Source organism: Bacillus sp. KH172YL63, from assembly GCF_011398925.1.
Taxonomy (GTDB): domain Bacteria; phylum Bacillota; class Bacilli; order Bacillales; family Bacillaceae_B; genus Rossellomorea.
Genome location: NZ_AP022842.1, coordinates 2,307,749 through 2,326,665 on the forward strand (window position 1 = coordinate 2,307,749; position 18,917 = coordinate 2,326,665).

The window sequence follows — 18,917 nt, forward strand, 5'->3', positions numbered from 1 at the left end:
TATTTATTTTAAAGATATATGGAAAATATTTCATCCCTCTTAAGACTGAGAAAATGCTTTTACAATAAAAAAAGTCCAGAATGAATCTGGACCCGTACATTTAAATATCCTTCATTTCAAGACTGTGGCCACTCCTAAGGCATAATGCTCCCAGAGGATTTTCTCGACATTCTTACCATTCGTTTCATCACAATCTACTATCAGAATGACTTCGGACGGCTTTCCTTTTAAACGTTTATTATTAGATTTTAAGACTAGAAATAAGCGAATGACAAAGCCTATAAGAAAACCGCTCACCGCACCGATAAGCCCCCAATATATTGGTCCCCATTTAAGTTCAAAGCCAATGCTTGCAGTAATGACCGCAAATGCGGTTGCAAGAGGTAAGGCAATATCTATCATAGAAATCCCGTCAGACCTGTGAATCGTATCGAAGATCTTTCTGCTTTCTGTTGGATTATCCAGTGGAACAGCGAATATATCTTCCCTTTTAATCCCTATTTTCTCTAAATTGACGATAGCAATTTCTAAAAAAATTTGATTTTCAAAAGTTGAAAAGATCTGCATACTCATAAAACCTTTGTTCCTTTAGTAATAGAGAATGTCTTCGCTTGGTAGTTTTTCATTAGAAATCGTCTCTGTTCCTTTTCAAAAAGTTTGTTATTTTCAACAGTATTCATATATGCATCGAAAATCGCAAAACCATACAATGAAGGAAACATAAGAAGCCATTCTGGATCCAGGACTTCAGTCGCATGCTTGATCTCTCCGAGGAACAAAAGGGAGATCCCCTCCAGCATATGAGAATAATAAAAAAATATTACACTCCAAACGACCACGACAAAAGCTGTTATGATTCTGTGAATGTACAACTGCCCCAAACCAGGCATAAAAAATGACCATAAAGCCGCTAAGAACGGGTTCCTTTTATCCAAATAATTAATTTCCAATGCTCCCATGCTAAATGAATTGATTCGATGATCTTCCCTTTCAGATAATATATATATATTATTTAAATCTACCGTTGTCCTATAACTGTCCCAAATAGCAAATATGTAGACAGGAATATAAATCAATAGCCACTGTGTATTCAAAACCTCTTTCGCCATCGGTATATTTCCCTGGAACGAATAAATCATCGCCAAGTTTACATGGGCCTTTAAATTGATTATGACTTCCCATGCCAGCAATAGAAACCCCCTTATATATTTTGATAAAAGCAAGTGGCCGAAGCCTGGGAAAGATACGGACCACCACGCTATAATATAAGGGTTTCTTAAATGGATTTGGGTCGTGCCTAGAATACTGACGTGAGCTTTATACCGTCTGGCCGTGTTATCGTTTGAATAATTATCCACTAAGAGTTCGCCTCACCTATACTATGATAACCTTATCTTTCCACATTTCCATTTTTTTATCAGCACCGAATCAGTATAAATTGGTAGTTTCGCAAAAAATACCGGCCCCACAACCAAGGCCGGCACTCACTATCACTTATTTCTTCACCAAATGATCCTTCAACTGCTCCCTCAATGCCCGTTTCAAAAATTTCCCCACGGAAGTTTTCGGTATTTCTTCCATAAAGACAATATCGTCTGGAAGCCACCATTTCGCGAATTGAGGAGCGATGAAATCGATTAATTCTTCTTTCATGATTTTCCCTTTATACTCTTCTTTCAGCACAACGCAGGCAATAGGACGTTCCTGCCACTCTTCATGTGGAACCGCGACAATGCTTGCCTCAAAGACAGCATCATGGGCCATCAAGGCGTTCTCCAGGTCAACAGACGAAATCCATTCTCCCCCGCTCTTGATCAGATCCTTCGTCCGGTCGACAAGCTTGATGATCCCTTCCTCATCGACTGTTGCCACATCCCCCGTATACAGCCATCCATCCCGGAAAGCTTCTTCGGAACGTTCATCCTTATAGTATTCATCAGCAATCCACGGTCCACGGAGCAGCAGTTCTCCCATTTCCTCACCGTCCCACTTCACTTCGCCGTTTATGCCGACGACTTTCATTTCGAGGCCGGGGACGATCAGTCCCTGCTTGGAACGGATATCAAGGATTTCCTCTTCATCGAGACCCGCCTGATGACTCTTCAATGTCGATACGACCGCAAGTGGTGTCGTTTCCGTCATGCCATATGCGTGAAGGAAAGGAATATTGTACTTGGTTTCGAACGCTTTGATCATACCACGCGGCGCCGCCGATCCCCCGCAAATGATCGACCGCAGCGAAGACGTGTTGTACGACCCCTTTTCCAATTCATTCAGCAGTCCGAGCCAGATTGTCGGTACACCTGCTGTCAGCGTGACCCCTTCTTCTTCCATCAGCTCTGCCAGCAGCTTCGGCGTAAACTGAGGCCCAGGAAGCACCTGGGTAGAACCGAACCACGTCGCGGCGAACGGCATTCCCCAGGCATTCGCATGGAACATCGGAACGACAGGGAGGACGGTATCCTTCTCAGAGAGTGCCGCTGTATCAGCCAATCCGAACGCAAAGCTGTGCAGAACGATCCCCCGGTGGGAATAGACGACGCCCTTCGGCTTCCCAGTGGTGGCGGACGTATAGCACATGCCTGCAGGCTCGTTTTCGTCGATGTCCTTCACGAATTCGTACGCCGGGCTGTTTTCCTTTAACAGCTTTTCATAAGAATAAACCGGGTGAAGCGTCGTTTCCGGAATCTCATCAGAATCAGACATGACGATGTACGCTTCCACCGTATTGAACTGATCTTGGCATTTTTCTATGAGAGGCAGAAGGTCTTCATCAACCAATAATACTTTGTCTTCTGCATGATTCACGATATAAGTAATATGCTCAGGTGACAGGCGGATATTGATTGTATGAAGCACTGCCCCCATGCCAGGAGCGGCGAAATACACTTCCAGGTGACGGTGATGATTCCAGGCAAATGTCCCGACCCGGTCCCCTTTTTCCACCCCAAGCTTTTCTAATGCGCTGGACAACCTCCTTGTGCGTTCACCCATCTCTTTATAATTCAAGCGCTGAATCCCAGAAAGTGTCCGTGAAACAATCTCTTTCTTGGGAAAAAACTTCTCCGCCCTCTCAAGCATTGAACCTACAGTCAATGGAACGTTCATCATCGTAATCTTCCCCTCTCTCTTTCAATTTTTATCGTATGACGCCTTTATCCTGCCACTCCCTGATTTGTTCATCTGAAGAAGCAAGCCAGTCCTGAAGGATGCTATTGGTGTGTTCCCCTTTAGCCGGGGGAGGTGAGTCGGACATTCCCTTCAAGTCTCCGTGCATCTTCACCTGACCGCTCCCGATGAAAATCTCCCTGTCTTTAAAAAGTGGATGCTGTGACAGCTGACCTGTCTCAAGAACCGGCGTCAGACAGCAGTCCACCACTTGTCCGAATATAGACCATTCAGCTTGTGTTTTACTTTTAAACAAGCTGACCATTTCACTGAATACAGGGTTGTCAGCGTCAGGCATCGAATAATGGGCAGTCGTCCATTCCTCCCTGTCAACTCTATGACAGAAGTTCCGCCAGAATTTCGGCTCGAGGGCAGCGAGGCTGACAAACTTTCCGTCACTTGTTTCATAAAGGTGATAGGAGATGACGGTGCCGTTCAATACCTGCACGCCATGGGCATAACCCTTTTCCTTCTCGATCAGGGCATGGTTGCACATCATCGACGCCATGGTGTCGGCAATCGAAATGCAATGGTAACCGCCTTCTCCCGTCACGCCCCTGCCGACAAGCGCTGCAAGGATTCGTTCACTTGCGGCGAGTCCCCCTATGTAATCGGAAAACGTCTGGGTGGGATGGACCGGTCGGCCATCCCGGTCCTTCATTTGGGAAAGTGCTCCGCTGACGCTCATATAATTCAAATCATGGCTCCCGAGGCCGGCCATGTCTCCTCTGTCCCCGTAGCCTGTGATTGAACAGTAGATGATGCCTGGATTGACTACCCTGACTGATTCGTAGCCGAGTCCGAGCTTATCCATCACACCGGGACGGAAGCTTTCGACTACGACGTCGGCCCTTTTGATCAAATCGAGGGCAAGATCCCTTCCTTCTTCATGTTTCAGGTTCATTGATAAGCTTTTCTTGCCACGGTTATGCGCTTTAAAAACAAGTCCTCCACCGCTGTGCCGGGCCGGGTCCCCATCAGGTGCTTCCACCTTGATGATCTCGGCTCCGAGCTCTGCCAGCCGGAGTGTCGCAAATGGGCCTGGGATGTAGTTCGTGAAATCGATGATTTTGATGTCATTCAGCATGGCAGGATATCATCCCTCCCTTAATTCAACCGCTCGATGATTGTCGCATTTGCCATTCCGTGCCCCTCACACATCGTCTGCAGCCCGTATCGGCCACCTGTTCTTTCAAGCTCGTGCATCATCGAAATCATCAGTCGCGCACCGCTTGCGCCGAGTGGATGACCGAGGGCAATCGCCCCGCCGTTCGGGTTGCACTTGGCAGAATCTGCGCCTGTTTCCTTCAGCCACGCCATCGTCACCGGCGCGAACGCTTCATTCACCTCGAAGACATCTATTTCATCAAGTGACAGGCCAGATTTCTTCAATACTTTCTCCGTTGCCGGGATCGGCCCCGTCAGCATCAGAGTAGGATCTGATCCCACCACTACACGGGTGTGTACTTTGAAGCGTGGTTTTAAGCCCAGTTCTTCCGCTTTCTCACGGCTCATCAATAAAAGGACAGCCGCTCCATCGCTGATCTGGCTGGAGTTCCCGGCATGGATGACCCCGTCTTCTTTAAATACCGTCTTCAATCCTGAAAGCACTTCCTCGGTCGTCCCTTCACGTGGGCCAGAGTCCTCGGTCACCGTAGTCGTCTCCCCATTTTCAAGCGTCACCTCAAGGGGCATGATCTCCCTTTTGAAATACCCCTCTTTCTGGGCTCTCAATGCACGACGGTGGCTTTCAGCGGCGAATGCATCCAGCTCTGCCCGGCTGAATCCGTATTTCTCTGCGATCCGTTCTGCAGACAATCCCTGGTGGATGACTTCATAACGGCTTTTTAGCTTCGGGCTGAACGGGACGGCATCCTGATAATTCGATCCCATCGGCACCCTCGACATATTTTCGACACCGCCTGCAATGACCACGTCCATATCTCCTGCAAGAATCGCCTGGGAAGCGAAATGAACGGCCTGCTGACTCGAACCGCATTGTCTGTCAATCGTCGTACCAGGCACCTCGATCGGAAAGCCTGCAATCAGCGCAGCCACACGGGCAATATCCCCTGCCTGTTCGCCTGACTGGGTGACGCATCCGAGTATCACATCTTCGATGAGCGCCGCATCGATGCCCGCACGCTTCACAAGTTCTGCCAGCACCTCTCCAGCCAGTTCATCCGGCCTCATATCGTTTAACAATCCTTTTCTTCTACCAACGGGGGTCCGTACCCCTTCCACAATCACAACTTCCCGCATGCTTCCTCTTCCTTTCTATAAACCTAAGTTCTTGGCAATGATCGTTTTCATGATTTCATTCGTTCCTGCATATATGCTTGCGACGGGAATATCCCTGAATCGCCTTGCAATCTCGTATTCTTCCATATAACCGTAACCGCCGTGTAGCTGCATGCACTCACCGGCGATTCGCTTCGCACTGTCGGTCAGCTTCCATTTTGCCATCGACACCTTCGTCACGATATCCTCCCCGTCAATGTGCGCCTTGATCAACTGATCGAGGAAGCTTCTTCCCATTTCGATATCTGTCGCCATTTCGGCAATTTTGAACTGGGTATTCTGGAATTTACTCACCGGCTTACCGAATGCATCCCGGCTTTTCACATATTCAATCGTCTGCCCGAGCATCACTTCAGACGCCACCTGTGCAGCAATTGCCACAAGCAGGCGTTCCTGCTGCAGCTTATCCATCAGATAAAGGAACCCTTTTCCTTCTTCTCCAAGAAGGTTCTCTTTCGGTACGATACAGTCTTCAAAAATCAGTTCCGCTGTATCCTGAGAGTGAAGGCCGACCTTATTCAGCTTCCTACCCCTCGAAAATCCGGGAGCATCCCGTTCCACAACCAGCAGACTGACTCCCTTATGTTTCGGATTCGCCTTCGGATCGGTTTTACAGGCAACAATGATAAGGTCTGAATGGATCCCGTTGGTGATGAACGTTTTCGCACCGTTGAGCACGTAATGGTCACCATCGAGGACAGCGGTCGTCTTGATATTCGCAAGATCCGATCCGGTACCGGGTTCTGTCATCGCAATTGCCGTAATGAACTCCCCGGTGGTGCATTTCGGCAGCCAGCGCTTCTTTTGCTCCCCGGTCCCAAACGCGGTGATATAAGGAACGACGATATCATTATGAAGTCCGATTCCGACAAGGCCTGAGCCGACCCGCTCAATCTCTTCGTTGATGATGACCGAGAATCCCCAGTCAACCCCGCTCCCCCCGTATTCTTCGTCTATATCCGGGCAAAGGAATCCCTGCTCCCCCATCTTTGTCCAGAAGGAGCGGGGAATCATCCGCTCCTCCTCCCACTGATCATAGTAAGGGTAGGCCTCTTTCTCTAAAAATTTCCGTAATGACTTGCGGAAGATTTCATGATCATCCGTTAAATATAAATGTTCCATAAATCCTTCTCCTCACTGCTTCACATTTATTGTCCGACTGTATTCAGCGACTGCCGCAATTGATATTTTAATATTTTCCCTGATGCATTCCTCGGAAGTGATTCTTCGACGAAGATCCTTCTTGGAATCTTGTATCCTGCAAGCTTCTGACGGCAGAAAGCTTTCATCTCCTGTTCATCGATCGAAGCCCCGGGCTTTGGCACGATGACTGCGCATACTGCTTCTCCCCACGTATCATCAGGCAGTCCAATAATTGCTGCCTCAAGTACGGATGGATGCTCATACAGCACTTCCTCGACTTCGATGGAATAGACATTTTCACCGCCTGAAATGATCATATCCTTCTTCCGGTCCACGAGGGTGATATATCCTTCTTCATCAATGGTCGCTAGGTCGCCTGTATACAGCCAGCCGTCTTTCAGCGTTTTCGCCGTTTCTTCCGGCTTCTTATAATACTCCTTCATGAGGGATTCACCCTTTACGACGAATTCGCCGACCGCACCCGGGACAATGTCTTTCCCTTCTTCATTCACAACCCTTGCTTCTGTCAGGAACGCCGCTTTCCCTCCTTTGCCAAAATGGGTACGGTGCCCTTCAGGATCGAGGAGAATCCCGCCTGGACCTGCTTCTGTCAAACCGCAGAGGTTGTAAAATTGATCGGTCTTGAACAATTCCATCGACTTCCTGACGATTTCCGGTGCCATAGGTGCCGCACCGTATCCGCATCGTTTAATGGAAGAAAGATCATAGGAAGAAGCATTCGGCACTTGCAGCATGAAGTTATACATCGCCGGCACCCCGAAGAAATGGGTGATGCGGTGCTTCTCTATCGCTTCAAGCGTGGTTACCGGATGGAAGTCACGGTGGATGACGTGGGTCGCGCCTAACACAACCCCTGAAATGAGGAACAGATTCAACTGGGCTGAATGGAATAATGGGGCGATATGAAGGATCGTCTCTTCTTCATTAATGCCCATGCTGATCATCATCGTCAATCCGACATTGAATATCCGCTTATGGTCGAATAAAGCCCCCTTTGGTCTGCCGGTCGTTCCTGATGTGTAGAGGATTTCCAGGTCATCATCGTCCCTGACTTCTATCGCAGGATTTTCTCCGTTATCACTCACGATTGAGTCAAAGGCGTGATGACCGACGACACCCGGAGCGCCCGTGGTGATCACATGCAGAACCGAAGTCCCTTCCCTTGCAGATGTGACGGTTTCTTCGAATTCCCCGTCACAGAACACGACTGCTGCTTCCGACTGTTCGAGAATATAATGAACCTCAGAAGCCGTCAGCCTGAAGTTGACCGGGACGACGACTGCCCCGATCTTCGCACCGGCGAAGAATGCGAGAACATACTGATCGGAATTTTTCATCATCAGGGCCATTTTGTCCCCTTTTTCAATGCCGAGTGCCAGGAGTCCATGTGCCAGTTTATTCACTTCTTCATTGAACTGCTTATACGTGTACGTTCTGCCCTCACACTTGATGGCCACCTTGTCTTTCTTCTTTCTCGCATTCTGCTCCAAATAAGAACCGATATCCATTTCCATTCCCCCTATTGAACATTTTTGAAAACGCATTCAATATTATCCATGCAAATATTGTGCCAACTTTCAGAAAATATACCACACACTGATTCTAAGCATTTGTGGCTATGGAGAATATAAAGGTGTCTAGAAACTGGACACCTTGTTTAGACATGGTAACTCTGTTTAGACAGCTGATATTTCTTTAATTTTTCATACAAGCCTGACCGGCTGATGCCAAGCAGTCTTGCGGCCTGTGCTTTATTACCGTTCGATTGGGTCAAAGCCTTCTTGATCGCGCCGAGCTCTGCGTCCTCTGCCAGGCTGACCGGCTGAACGTGTCGATTCGGGAGGTTCGAGATCAAGTATTCAGGCAGATCCTCCATCTGGATATAGCCGTGCTCTGCAAACGTTATGGCACGCTCAAGCACATTCCGGAGTTCCCGCACATTCCCCGGCCAATCGTATTGAAGCAAAGCCGTTTCCGCTTTCTCTGAAATACCGGTGATGCTTGTGCCAAGCATGGTATTCAGCTCGATCATCAGCTTTTGGGTGAGGTGCTCCACGTCCCGGACCCGCTCACGCAGCGGTGGGATATTCAAGGAAATCACGTTCAGTCTATAATAAAGATCCTCCCTGAACTGCCCCTCCTTCACCATCTCCTCAAGATGTCGGTTGGTCGCTGCGATGATCCGGACATCCACCTTGATGCGCTCATTCCCCCCGACACGGTAAAATTCCCGTTCCTGAAGGACCCGAAGCAGCTTCGCCTGCAGGGAGATCGACATATCGCCAATTTCGTCGAGAAACAATGTCCCGCCATTGGCAAGGTCGAATTTCCCCACCTTTCCCCGCCGGTTCGCACCGGTGAATGCCCCTTCTTCGTAACCGAAGAACTCTGACTCCAGTAAATCCTCCGGGATGGCCGCACAGTTGACGATGACAAATTTTCCGTCGCTTCTTGCAGAACTGTTATGGATCGCATGGGCGAACAGCTCTTTCCCTGTCCCGCTTTCACCCCTGATCAATACAGTCGACCTTCCCTTTGCTGCTTTCGCTGCACTTTTCTTCAGCTTGTCCATATAAGGGTATTCACTGAGGATATGATCCCATGTGAAGCGGGCAGACTCGGTTTTCTGCAGCTCCCGGTGATAAAAGCTCGCCTTGCTTTCGGCCCTTTGCAGCTTCCGGAACAGCTCGCTCACTTCATTCAATTGACGGAACATCACTTTCCCGATGGCCCCGATCACCCTTCCTTCTCTTATGATCGGGATTCTGTGAACGATGTATTTGATGCCCTTCCGTTCGTTGAAATCACTCACTTCGGCACTTTCCGACTTGAATACCCGCTCCAGTTTCAACTCCGGGAGCACTTTCGCTGCATCCTGATGGAGCACGTCCTCCCTTTCCAGATTGAACAGCTCAAGCATCGGCGGGCTGACCATCGTAATGATATTCCTTTCATCGGTCATCAGGATGCCGTCAAAGGCATGGGCAAGCGACGTTTCAATCGTCAGCTTCAGTTTCTTCACCGTCTCGAGTTCTTCTGCCATCTTCTCGATTTCAGACAAATCCTGTAGCAGGATGATTTTCCCCTGCTGATGATTCACCGTTTCATAAGAGGACAGGTGGAGCACCGACTGAATCGCCGGCTCATGATGTGACCCTTCCAGGCCGGTTGGCAGCTCCGGGAACACATCGTGCAGTTGTCGCGTCAGAACGCTCTCCACAGGGCGCCCGGTAATCCGTGTGAATGATTCATTCGCATACCTGATGGAGAGATGTTCGTCGGTCATCAACACCCCCATGTTCGAATGGGTGAGAATCGTTTCCAGCTGATCTTTCAATGTGTTCGCTGACTTTAACAGGGCCATCACCATTTCTGTTTTGGTCAATAATCCGATCACCTTGTCCTCTTCGTCCACCACGACACCGGTGCCCGCCTTGCTCGTTTTCACCAGATCCTCAATTTGTTTATACGGCGTATTCACGGGTATGGTTTGTGTTTCTCTTTTTATGTATGCTTCGATCGGTGTGTTAAGCGGTCGTCCGTCAAGGATCATCTGATACAGCCCGCTTCTGGTGAACACACCTTGTATATGTCGATCTCCGTCCGTGATAGGAAGGAGATTCCACTTCTTATCCTTAATCATTTTCAACGCTTCTTCCAATGTGCTTTGCTCCGTCATCACACAATCGACAGGCGTGACAATCTCCCGGAACTGAATCATGTCAATCCCCCTTCAACATTAATCAGAAAATTCAAACTCATAGTTCTATTATACTGTTTAATGAGTGAAAGGTCACTGACAGATTAGGAGAATGAAAAAAGCCAGGGGGTCACTTCCCCTGGCTTTCCGTCATCTCTTCGTCTGTTCTACATTCAGCTCAACCAGGTTTCCATCCGGGTCGGCACAGAAAATCTGCATAAAACCGCTCTTCGACTGAGGTTTGTCAAGAACTTCCACGCCTTTGTCCTTCAACCACTCAAGCGCCTTGTCATAGCTCTCGACGCGGAGGGCAAAGTGACCTTCCCTGCTGGAGAGGTGCTTATCTTTACGGATCGTCTGTGAGGATGGATCCACAATCAGGTGGAGCTGCTGTTCCCCTATTTCATACCATGCCCCTGGAAAACCAAAATCCGGACGGTCAATTTCCTTTAAGCATAACACGTCAGAGTAAAACGCTTTTGCTCTCTCAAGGTTGGTCACTGTCAAGCTGACATGATGGAGACTGTGATAGGTGATCATTGTGTATCCTTCCTTTCAAATCTATCTGGTCACTTCATTTTATCATAGTCGCGTCTGGAGCTAATAAAAAGCCCCTCCAAGAAGGAAGGGCAAAAATGTTATTTCGGCTGCATGCGGATGGCTCCGTCTAGGCGGATCGTTTCTCCGTTTAGCATTGGATTTGTCAGGATGCTTTCAACAAGTCGGGCATACTCCTCAGGTAGACCGAGACGCTTAGGGAACGGTACCATTTTCCCTAAGGAATCTATGGCTTCATCCGGGAGTGATTCAAACATCGGTGTGTGGAACAATCCTGGCGCGATCGTCATCACCCTGATTCCAAATGAAGCTAGCTCCCTGGCGACCGGAAGTGTCATCCCGACCACCCCTCCTTTGGAAGCACTGTACGCAGCCTGTCCAATCTGTCCTTCAAATGCCGCCACAGAAGCGGTATTCACAATGACGCCTCTCTCACCGTCCTCATTAGGTTCATTCTTCGTCATCTGTTCACTTGCAAGGCGGATGACGTTGAAAGATCCAATCAAGTTAATCCCAATCACCTTTGAAAACAGTTCCAGGGAATGAACCCCTTTCCGTGACAGCACCTTGGATGCGATCCCGATCCCTGCACAATTGACGACCGTATTGATGGAGCCGAATGCCTCCACGCTTGCTTCAATCGCTTTCGCCACATCTTCCTCACTGCACACATCCGTCTTGACGAAAATCGCACTCTCACCTAACTCTTCCGACAGCGCCTGGCCCCTTTCCTCTGACAAATCGAGGATCGCTGCCTTTCCGCCACCTTTCACGATCTGTCTTACCGTCGCTTCCCCTAACCCTGATGCCCCGCCTGTGACAATGGCGATTGATTCACTGCTTCTCATACTATGACCTCCAGTTTTATCTATTCACACAGGGATATTGCAAGAATTGTGCCAGTTCTCCAGATCAGTCACGACCCGAAATGGTGTGGGCCACCTGTCCAAAATCCGGACACTCTGGACAGGTGCATCCCTACATTACGTGTGGACCTGTCCAACCCCACCCCATATTTCCTCAGGGTAGATTCCCTTCAAAACCGTCACCAATTTGTCAGTCGTCTCATCCACGAACCGGGTCACTTCCTCAGGCGTCAAATACTCGAAACGGTAGTCAGGCTCCAAAGTTTCTGCATAATAGGTGCCGTTATAGAAGTCTGAAATCCGCTTGATCTGCTTCATGATTTGATTCTCCGGGAAAATATCAATATAATCCGGGAAATCTGTAATATGTTGAAAAACCCGATGAAACACATGCTCCGGATGCTCCTTTAAATAAACAAAATCCGTCCCGTACCAGTCCCGCTTGATGATCCTCGTATAGTCCTCGGAACCGAGAATCCCTTGATACACCGGTTCCTTCTTCTTCTCCCTGTGCAGCTTCGTCCATTCCACATCGGTTACGAGGTGAAGATAATACCCAAGATAGAATGAGAACACTTTATCACATGCAGGTCTTTCCCTCTTCAAGTACTGATTGAAAAACAACTCAGGACAGATGATGTTATGTTCTTTAAAGTGTGTCACCACTTTTCCTGGATAAAACACCCCTGTTTCACTGTCCGGCAGCCCGCAATCCGGACCGATATTTCCGACGACAAACTCTCTTTCTACTACTTTCAAACCTTTATTCAATAGATTTTCAGCTAGCCTGAAATGTACCATCCATGTTGCCATGTCTCTCTCCCCCTTGTTATCACTTTTCTCTATTCCACACGCATAATTCCAATTATTTCAAATTTTGTATTTTTCCACAATGTTTTTTCAAAAAAAAGAAGCTTATCATAATGAAGTGATAAGCCCCTTACCTGTTTAGTTCACCTTTTCGAATTTTTCAATTGTCTGATCGAATGAACGTTTCGTTTCTTTGACGAGCTTTTGCAGCTCTTCTGTGATTCTGGTCACATTTGAAAGCTCCTTCGTGATTTGCTCGATGTTCGAATTCACTTCCTTGATCGCTTCATCGGCATTCCCTGACAACTTACGCACCTCTTGGGCCACTACGCTAAAACCCCTGCCATGTTCTCCTGCCCTCGCAGCTTCAATCGCAGCATTGAGTGCTAGGAGGTTGGTTTGAGCAGAAATATTTTTAATCAGCTTCGACGTTTCTTCAATTAAACTGATTTGATTTTCGAGTGAGTCAACTGCTTTCTTTTTCTCTGACGCATTTTCGATCACAACCTTCACCAGCTCATTCGGCATCTGCTTCAGCTGATCGATTAAATCCAACGTGAGGTCTTCCCGTTTTGTTATATCCGTAGCTATTTTCAGTACAGCCTTTACGAGTCCATCTTCATTCACAACAGGAATATAGGTTGCTTCAAGCCAGAGCCGTTCCCCCTGCTTGTTCACCCTTTCAATTTTCTCCTGAAACTTTTTCCCATCTCTCAGGTCGTTCCATAATGCCGCATATTCGCCACTTTTCCTATACACAGGAGTACAGAATTCCTGATGATCCATTCCAATAAGTTCCCTTGCATCGTATCCAATCGCCCCTGCGAAATGTTCATTCACCCATATGACTTTCCGATGCGTATCAAACGCAATCATGGCCAAGTTGTTTTCAAGGGAAGCCACTATCGATTGCGGGTTCAACACCCCTGTACTTTTACTGATCGTTGATTGATTCATCGTACCACCATCCCCTAAAAATAGTAAATTATACCTACACCTTACTTAATGTTCCTATCGGATACATTTGGGGATTTTCAATGGATATTCACTTCCAATTGCACATCCACTTTGAAATTCACTTTTTATCCCTTGATTCTATACACAACATCCGCCTTCCTCAACGGATCTTGCGTCTTCACATAAAATTCTTCCGCAGGCCAATATCTCTTCTCATACTTCTCCACCCTCGCATCATACCCGCCGAGATACGAATCCCGTTGCAGTACCCTCGCCACCCTTTCTTCAAGAGGGCAGTCGAGAAAGATGGAAAAATCATAAAAAGTCCGCCATTCCTCCCTCTGAGCAAATACCCCTTCGATCATCAGGATGGCAGAAGAAGGAACTTTTAATGCTTGAGGCGAGACAGAGTCTGTCTTCTGGTTATATAAAGGAAGGATGACCTCTTTATTCCCCCATAGCCTTTCAAACAGCTCAGCCTTTAACGATTCTACATCCCATTGGTGCAAATAGTATTCCTTCCAGGGCTCATACCCTGTGCCGTACCGTTTCGACGACTCGACGATAAAGTCATCGAGATGAAGTAGGAAGACCTCGTTGTTCACATTCTTCAATTCAAGCTCAAGTTCTTTTGCCAGTGTTGTCTTACCAGCTCCGCCCAGACCGTCGATGGCGATGAGGAATGGTCGGTTTGTGTGACGGGATAAGTGGAAATGGGATTGTATAGATGATACCAATGAGGTGATGGACATGCTCAATGGGCCTCCTTTATTTGATAGAATCATAACAAAGCTGAAGATCATGTTGACCTTCAGCAGGTGTTCATATTAGCCTTCTTTCGGTTTTCCTGATGAATGCTTTTCATTCCTTCATAAAAAGGATATTCCTCCCGCAAAAACGCTTCGATATCTTCATGGTTTTCAGATAAGCTTGTTAAGTAATATGTAGATTTGACTACCCTGCTTTTGATTTCCTCTGTATGATCTGTCACATTACCATGTCCAGGAACATGAAGTGAGATTGCGTGGTGATCCAATATGCTTTCGACTTTTTCAATTGTCGAGACATAATCTTTATACTTGCCGAAAATAAATGGAAATTCGACGTCAGAGAGGTAATCACCAGAGAGGAAGATGACATAAGGTTCGATCACGGTGAACAGGCTGTCATCTGTATGACCCGGCGCAAGATAGAATGTCAGGGTCACAGAACCGATTTCAACACGCTGCCCGTCATGAGTGACCTCAATATCAACGGAAGGATATACCGGTTTGTAGTTTCTCGTTACATAATACTTTTGATCAAACTGATAAATCTGGTTCATTATTTCTTCCTTGAATTCATGATGTTTCAAACCGCTTGATGCGATTACCTTGGCTTCTGGAAAAGCTCCTGAACCAATGATATGGTCAAAATCACTATGGGTGTATATGATATAAAGCTGTCTGTCTCCCAAAATTTTGTCTATGTACTCCCTGATCTCTTCCACCTCAACCGACAGCCAGTTCGGATCCGTCATGATGACAGCCTCTTCAGTCTGTACGACAGCTGATGTTGTCATGTATAAAGAGCTTTGAAAAACGGTACAATACCCGTTTTGAAATTGAATCATCTATTCTCCATCCCCGCTATTTTTTATTCCTCACAATCGAAAATACCAAAAACGATACCAGACCTAAAAAGACCAGTCCTACACCAACTAATAAATCATAGATCATTTGCATGAAAGCAACCTCCTCTATGCGGTTTCCGTGATGGCTATGATTGTAAAGGTTGACCTGAAACGATGTGCCAGTGAAGGTGTTTCGAATCTTGATAATCGCCCATATTCGTGATCACCTTGCATGCCCCGTGTTCATCCTGAACCTGTGATGCGACCTCCCTGATCACACCCATCATCTCCAACAACAGAGTATCATCCTTCTTTTCCAAATGGAGGAGAGAAGGAATATGTTTCTTTGGGATGACGACAATATGTAACGGGTAGAACGGCTTCGTATGATGATAGGCCAACACATTTTCTGTCTCCCTCACCCGATCCACCACGGTTTTCCCGCTTAACACTTGATCGCAATAAAAATCTTCTGTCACCATCAGCTTCCTCCTTAGAATATATTTTGCACAATCAGTCCTGAAAAGCAGATGACTGCGGCCAACAGATACACATATGCCAGCGTCTTCCCTTTTTCAACCCTCTTAGCCATTTCGATTCCATGGAGCATATACATCATGCCCAGATAGAAGATGACAAGATTCATTTAAAAATCAACAATGCCCCAAAAATGACAGGCTGCTCCAATGACGGCCACCACTCCGATCATGACATTCATTTTTCTTAAAACCTTCAATCCAAGACCTCCCTTTGTTCCATTAAAAAAGGGACGCCAGTATGTACCGGTTCCCTTCTTGTAGCTCACGGGGCTATTGACCGCCTCCGCCCCACCAGCTGCCGGCCTTGACCCGCTCCTCTTCCTGGATTTGTCTTTCATGCTTATTGCTCGCATCAAAGCTTTTCCTTCTAAAGAGCGCACTGACTGTTCCCGCTACAATTCCAATTCCTATAATCCACCACAACATCGCTTTTCCCCCCCTGAATATTCAGTCTATTCATTCTATACCAATTATTTCAAATAAATGTGGGGAATACAAGCTTTTCATGAAGTCAGCTTCACGAGTTGCGTAACTGTGAAGGTGATGGAGAGAACCAAGGTGATGATGCAGAATAATGTATTAGTCAAGATGTCCGGGTTTTGGACAACAACAAAAATGACAATACCCCAATACACAATGAGAGAAATGATTCTGTTTACCTTATCTGATTTGAACAAAGAAGTCACTCCTTTTCACGATGATATTCACACCAAAATCGTTCCACACCAGGATACTTCTCTCCCAGACTGGTGATCTTCCAGCCGATCTTCCTGTAAAAATCAACTGCTTCCTGATCAGTTTCTGCGCCAAGATACGTGAAGGAACAAGTGTCGACCAAGCGATCAATCATTTCCCTTCCTATCCCCCTGCCCCTTGCAGACGGGGATACGGCGATATGTTTCACTTCACAGAAGTAGTCATTCTTCCATTCTATAACGAGGCAGCCTACATATGTTTCCTCTTGAAGCATCACATACAACGCCCTATCCGGAGAGTCGATACTCTTCTTATATTCTTGTTCCCAGTTGTGAGTTGAATAGCTTAATAACATCTTGATTGAATTGTGTTGATTCTTTGATTCCACTTTCTTCATAGTCCATCACCTTCATTCTCTCCGGTCAAAAATTGATGGATTTCTTCAGTGAATTTCTTTGTTTCTTCCAGGTCAGGAAAATGAGCACTATTCTCAAACAGAACGAGCTTGCTGGCCGCCAGATTTCTGTGAATCATTGTTGAGATCGGCACGCCCGTATTCCGGTCATGGATACCTGTCAGGATGAGTGTAGGCTGAGTAACCCTGTCCAGGCGTTGTTCTAAGGGAATCAATTGGGGCTCTCTGTTCAATGCTTCCATCATTAAACCTGTGTTCTCAAGTTTGCTCCTCTCCCACATATCCCGGTTCCGCCTGGCAATCTTCTGATCTTGAAACAACAATCGATCAACGGTGTCCGCATCCACAAGATTCCACACCTTTTCATACATCTCTCCAATCGACAACCCTTGTTTGTACACCGGTGAAAGCTTATGATACATCTCATCCTCCGCTACTGAAAGGAACCCCGTCAGCTGAACCATCCTCTGAATTTCAGTCTTCATCAAGCTTGGACCAGACAGAACAATCTTATGAATGTCAGAAGGGATATGAGAAGCGATTTCCAGGGCCAACTCCCCGCCAAACGAATATCCGAGTAAATCCACTTTGCCGACACCCAGCCACTGCTTCAGTGCAATAAAGTCCCGGATCAATACATTCATGCTGTACTCCTTTTCCGATTGTGGTGATGAAGATCTTCCACACCCCCGTTGCTCGTAATAAACGACTGTCCTCTTTGCTGACAGGGCTGGACCTGCATTCCGCTCAAACACATAATGATTTCCTCCCGGCCCGCCGTGGATTACGATCAGGGGTACAGTTCTGTATTCACTGCCTTCCACCTTCACCCAATGAACAATCCCGTTCAGCTCGGGAGCATACTCCCCATCCTTCCATCTCACCCTTCCTGCACACCGCCGTTCTTCTTCCTCCACATTACTGCAGCAAGAAGCACACCCGTGCCGATACCGAACCCAATCATTTGGCCTACTAATAGGTCACCGCTTTTGACAAATTGGATAACAAACGTCCCGCCAAAAATGATAAGGATCATGAGTGAAATTCTGATTATAAAGGCGTTTAGTTTCAATATTTACTCTCTCCTTCACTATTTCTTACTCTAGAAAAAACTGGTCTACTTTTGTCTCATCTTCCAAATACGGCTGCACAAACTCACTCAGCTCATCTTCGTTTGAAAATTCGCTGATGTCTTTTCCATACCAGTTCTCCAGTGATTCCCTCGTTACCGTATTGGAACCATCAAGGTAATTGAACTGAACCCAATCTGCATTTTTGACCAGCGCCAGGATCATTGTTCCATTTGAAAGTGTCAGTTCATGATATTTCGTGGTAATCCCCTCACTTTCTGCGCTTGTGTAATTCAAGATAATCCCATACGGTTTCTCTGTTGTTTTGAGTTCAATGCCCTCGAGATGCTCTCCGTCTGGACGCGGGAGTCTTCTTGTAATATTGCCCAATGCACCGCTGTCTCCTACATAGGAATCCTTATAATGGAAAAGTTCATCCTCCTGACCTGTCGTCTGCTGACATCCAGTGATCATCAAAAAGGCAGCAGGGATCAGGAAACGCAGCATTTTTTCAACGTAAATTCCTCCTGGTATCAACTCAACGCTTTTTTCAATACTCTCTCAATGAACGCCGTTTTGCCCTCTGTATATTGGGTCCTGCTGATGAACGATTCTGCAAGCCTCTTTTTTAAATCACTGTATTCTTCGACCGCGCTCCAATTGCTTCTTAAATAATCTCTAAAAGCGAGGTGCCGCGCCAGTTCAACGCTGTCGGTCGGACATACATATAAATGATGATTCATCCATGTGGTGTCCTTCCCGTCCCAGGGTGTGAACGGGTCCCGCCTGCCAAACGCGTCCCTTCCTTCAAAACTCCATTGAGGTTGATAGAAATATCCGAGCTTTTCAAGGTCTTCACGGACGGTACGAAAAAGCTCCACAGTTCCTATCACAAGATCAATATCCAATATTGGCTTCGCTGCAAGCCCTTTAACCGCGGTGCTGCCGATATGTTCTGCCACAACATGTCCGACCTTCCCTTCAAGAATACTCTTTATATTCAGGAATTCGATTTCCCATTCTTTCCTATACTCACATACCTGTATCCGGTTCATACTCAT

Annotated in this window: 23 protein-coding genes and 1 pseudogene; all 24 read right to left on the bottom strand. The window is 46.9% G+C overall.

The window, feature by feature from the left end:
- Nucleotides 1-111 precede the first annotated feature (111 nt).
- Entirely contained in the window at nucleotides 112-567 is a 456-nt protein-coding gene (locus KH172YL63_RS11660) for a hypothetical protein (RefSeq protein ID WP_173108148.1), read from the bottom strand.
- A gap of 2 nt (nucleotides 568-569) precedes the next feature.
- Entirely contained in the window at nucleotides 570-1,358 is a 789-nt protein-coding gene (locus tag KH172YL63_RS11665) for a hypothetical protein (protein ID WP_173106263.1), read from the bottom strand.
- A gap of 136 nt (nucleotides 1,359-1,494) precedes the next feature.
- Nucleotides 1,495-3,111: a long-chain fatty acid--CoA ligase gene (locus KH172YL63_RS11670; RefSeq protein WP_173106264.1), complete on the bottom strand. Its 1,617-nt coding sequence runs from the start codon at nucleotides 3,109-3,111 to the stop codon at nucleotides 1,495-1,497.
- 28 nt (nucleotides 3,112-3,139) lie between these two features.
- Complete coding sequence (locus KH172YL63_RS11675) at nucleotides 3,140-4,255, bottom strand: CaiB/BaiF CoA transferase family protein (RefSeq protein WP_173106265.1); 1,116 nt, start codon at nucleotides 4,253-4,255, stop codon at nucleotides 3,140-3,142.
- A gap of 20 nt (nucleotides 4,256-4,275) precedes the next feature.
- A complete protein-coding gene (locus tag KH172YL63_RS11680) occupies nucleotides 4,276-5,430 on the bottom strand; it encodes a thiolase family protein (protein ID WP_173106266.1) in 1,155 nt (384 codons plus the stop codon).
- 15 nt (nucleotides 5,431-5,445) lie between these two features.
- Nucleotides 5,446-6,591 (bottom strand): acyl-CoA dehydrogenase family protein, encoded by a 1,146-nt coding sequence (locus tag KH172YL63_RS11685; protein WP_173106267.1) that lies wholly within the window; start codon nucleotides 6,589-6,591, stop codon nucleotides 5,446-5,448.
- A 26-nt stretch (nucleotides 6,592-6,617) separates the two neighbouring features.
- Entirely contained in the window at nucleotides 6,618-8,141 is a 1,524-nt protein-coding gene (locus KH172YL63_RS11690; RefSeq protein ID WP_173106268.1) for a class I adenylate-forming enzyme family protein, read from the bottom strand.
- A 149-nt stretch (nucleotides 8,142-8,290) separates the two neighbouring features.
- The gene (locus KH172YL63_RS11695; protein ID WP_173106269.1) at nucleotides 8,291-10,354 is read right to left on the bottom strand and encodes a sigma-54-dependent Fis family transcriptional regulator; all 2,064 of its coding nucleotides are present in this window, start codon (nucleotides 10,352-10,354) and stop codon (nucleotides 8,291-8,293) included.
- Nucleotides 10,355-10,483: 129 nt separating this feature from the next.
- Nucleotides 10,484-10,873 carry a VOC family protein gene (locus KH172YL63_RS11700; RefSeq protein WP_173106270.1) on the bottom strand — a complete coding sequence of 130 codons (390 nt, stop codon included), beginning with the start codon at nucleotides 10,871-10,873 and terminating at the stop codon, nucleotides 10,484-10,486.
- A 98-nt stretch (nucleotides 10,874-10,971) separates the two neighbouring features.
- Nucleotides 10,972-11,739: a 3-hydroxyacyl-CoA dehydrogenase gene (locus KH172YL63_RS11705; protein ID WP_173106271.1), complete on the bottom strand. Its 768-nt coding sequence runs from the start codon at nucleotides 11,737-11,739 to the stop codon at nucleotides 10,972-10,974.
- Between the two features lie 135 nt (nucleotides 11,740-11,874).
- Complete coding sequence (locus tag KH172YL63_RS11710; RefSeq protein WP_173106272.1) at nucleotides 11,875-12,570, bottom strand: zinc dependent phospholipase C family protein; 696 nt, start codon at nucleotides 12,568-12,570, stop codon at nucleotides 11,875-11,877.
- A gap of 135 nt (nucleotides 12,571-12,705) precedes the next feature.
- Nucleotides 12,706-13,095, bottom strand: coding sequence for a methyl-accepting chemotaxis protein (locus KH172YL63_RS21865; protein WP_442858783.1), 390 nt, complete (start codon nucleotides 13,093-13,095; stop codon nucleotides 12,706-12,708).
- A 42-nt stretch (nucleotides 13,096-13,137) separates the two neighbouring features.
- Nucleotides 13,138-13,524 (bottom strand): annotated as a pseudogene (locus tag KH172YL63_RS21870) (PAS domain-containing protein); the annotation flags it as partial.
- 125 nt (nucleotides 13,525-13,649) lie between these two features.
- Complete coding sequence (locus tag KH172YL63_RS11720; protein WP_173106274.1) at nucleotides 13,650-14,276, bottom strand: kinase; 627 nt, start codon at nucleotides 14,274-14,276, stop codon at nucleotides 13,650-13,652.
- A gap of 59 nt (nucleotides 14,277-14,335) precedes the next feature.
- The gene (locus KH172YL63_RS11725; protein ID WP_173106275.1) at nucleotides 14,336-15,136 is read right to left on the bottom strand and encodes an MBL fold metallo-hydrolase; all 801 of its coding nucleotides are present in this window, start codon (nucleotides 15,134-15,136) and stop codon (nucleotides 14,336-14,338) included.
- A gap of 146 nt (nucleotides 15,137-15,282) precedes the next feature.
- Complete coding sequence (locus KH172YL63_RS11730) at nucleotides 15,283-15,618, bottom strand: HIT domain-containing protein (RefSeq protein ID WP_173106276.1); 336 nt, start codon at nucleotides 15,616-15,618, stop codon at nucleotides 15,283-15,285.
- A gap of 11 nt (nucleotides 15,619-15,629) precedes the next feature.
- Nucleotides 15,630-15,782: a hypothetical protein gene (locus KH172YL63_RS11735; protein ID WP_173106277.1), complete on the bottom strand. Its 153-nt coding sequence runs from the start codon at nucleotides 15,780-15,782 to the stop codon at nucleotides 15,630-15,632.
- Nucleotides 15,783-15,945: 163 nt separating this feature from the next.
- Nucleotides 15,946-16,101: a hypothetical protein gene (locus KH172YL63_RS11740; protein ID WP_173106278.1), complete on the bottom strand. Its 156-nt coding sequence runs from the start codon at nucleotides 16,099-16,101 to the stop codon at nucleotides 15,946-15,948.
- A gap of 77 nt (nucleotides 16,102-16,178) precedes the next feature.
- Nucleotides 16,179-16,352 (bottom strand): hypothetical protein, encoded by a 174-nt coding sequence (locus tag KH172YL63_RS11745; RefSeq protein WP_173106279.1) that lies wholly within the window; start codon nucleotides 16,350-16,352, stop codon nucleotides 16,179-16,181.
- 5 nt (nucleotides 16,353-16,357) lie between these two features.
- Nucleotides 16,358-16,768 (bottom strand): GNAT family N-acetyltransferase, encoded by a 411-nt coding sequence (locus tag KH172YL63_RS11750; RefSeq protein ID WP_173106280.1) that lies wholly within the window; start codon nucleotides 16,766-16,768, stop codon nucleotides 16,358-16,360.
- Complete coding sequence (locus KH172YL63_RS11755) at nucleotides 16,765-17,670, bottom strand: alpha/beta fold hydrolase (protein ID WP_173106281.1); 906 nt, start codon at nucleotides 17,668-17,670, stop codon at nucleotides 16,765-16,767. The genes KH172YL63_RS11750 and KH172YL63_RS11755 overlap by 4 nt, the downstream gene beginning before the upstream one ends.
- A complete protein-coding gene (locus KH172YL63_RS11760) occupies nucleotides 17,667-17,858 on the bottom strand; it encodes a hypothetical protein (RefSeq protein WP_173106282.1) in 192 nt (63 codons plus the stop codon). The genes KH172YL63_RS11755 and KH172YL63_RS11760 overlap by 4 nt, the downstream gene beginning before the upstream one ends.
- Before the next feature lie 25 nt (nucleotides 17,859-17,883).
- Complete coding sequence (locus tag KH172YL63_RS11765; RefSeq protein WP_173106283.1) at nucleotides 17,884-18,363, bottom strand: DUF4825 domain-containing protein; 480 nt, start codon at nucleotides 18,361-18,363, stop codon at nucleotides 17,884-17,886.
- Between the two features lie 26 nt (nucleotides 18,364-18,389).
- Nucleotides 18,390-18,917, bottom strand: coding sequence for a GrpB family protein (locus KH172YL63_RS11770; RefSeq protein ID WP_442858784.1), 528 nt, complete (start codon nucleotides 18,915-18,917; stop codon nucleotides 18,390-18,392).

Excerpts from the sequence above, each read along its gene's own strand:
- KH172YL63_RS11660 (WP_173108148.1), bottom strand. The coding sequence starts at position 567 with ATGCAGATCTTTTCAACTTTTGAAAATCAAATTTTTTTAGAAATTGCT.
- KH172YL63_RS11670 (WP_173106264.1), bottom strand. The coding sequence starts at position 3,111 with ATGATGAACGTTCCATTGACTGTAGGTTCAATGCTTGAGAGGGCGGAG.
- KH172YL63_RS11675 (WP_173106265.1), bottom strand. The coding sequence starts at position 4,255 with ATGCTGAATGACATCAAAATCATCGATTTCACGAACTACATCCCAGGC.
- KH172YL63_RS11680 (WP_173106266.1), bottom strand. The coding sequence starts at position 5,430 with ATGCGGGAAGTTGTGATTGTGGAAGGGGTACGGACCCCCGTTGGTAGA.
- KH172YL63_RS11685 (WP_173106267.1), bottom strand. The coding sequence starts at position 6,591 with ATGGAACATTTATATTTAACGGATGATCATGAAATCTTCCGCAAGTCA.
- KH172YL63_RS11690 (WP_173106268.1), bottom strand. The coding sequence starts at position 8,141 with ATGGATATCGGTTCTTATTTGGAGCAGAATGCGAGAAAGAAGAAAGAC.
- KH172YL63_RS11695 (WP_173106269.1), bottom strand. The coding sequence starts at position 10,354 with ATGATTCAGTTCCGGGAGATTGTCACGCCTGTCGATTGTGTGATGACG.
- KH172YL63_RS11700 (WP_173106270.1), bottom strand. The coding sequence starts at position 10,873 with ATGATCACCTATCACAGTCTCCATCATGTCAGCTTGACAGTGACCAAC.
- KH172YL63_RS11705 (WP_173106271.1), bottom strand. The coding sequence starts at position 11,739 with ATGAGAAGCAGTGAATCAATCGCCATTGTCACAGGCGGGGCATCAGGG.
- KH172YL63_RS11710 (WP_173106272.1), bottom strand. The coding sequence starts at position 12,570 with ATGGCAACATGGATGGTACATTTCAGGCTAGCTGAAAATCTATTGAAT.
- KH172YL63_RS21865 (WP_442858783.1), bottom strand. The coding sequence starts at position 13,095 with ATGCCGAATGAGCTGGTGAAGGTTGTGATCGAAAATGCGTCAGAGAAA.
- KH172YL63_RS11720 (WP_173106274.1), bottom strand. The coding sequence starts at position 14,276 with ATGTCCATCACCTCATTGGTATCATCTATACAATCCCATTTCCACTTA.
- KH172YL63_RS11725 (WP_173106275.1), bottom strand. The coding sequence starts at position 15,136 with ATGATTCAATTTCAAAACGGGTATTGTACCGTTTTTCAAAGCTCTTTA.
- KH172YL63_RS11730 (WP_173106276.1), bottom strand. The coding sequence starts at position 15,618 with ATGGTGACAGAAGATTTTTATTGCGATCAAGTGTTAAGCGGGAAAACC.
- KH172YL63_RS11735 (WP_173106277.1), bottom strand. The coding sequence starts at position 15,782 with ATGAATCTTGTCATCTTCTATCTGGGCATGATGTATATGCTCCATGGA.
- KH172YL63_RS11740 (WP_173106278.1), bottom strand. The coding sequence starts at position 16,101 with ATGTTGTGGTGGATTATAGGAATTGGAATTGTAGCGGGAACAGTCAGT.
- KH172YL63_RS11750 (WP_173106280.1), bottom strand. The coding sequence starts at position 16,768 with ATGAAGAAAGTGGAATCAAAGAATCAACACAATTCAATCAAGATGTTA.
- KH172YL63_RS11765 (WP_173106283.1), bottom strand. The coding sequence starts at position 18,363 with ATGCTGCGTTTCCTGATCCCTGCTGCCTTTTTGATGATCACTGGATGT.
- KH172YL63_RS11770 (WP_442858784.1), bottom strand. The coding sequence starts at position 18,917 with ATGAGTATGAACCGGATACAGGTATGTGAGTATAGGAAAGAATGGGAA.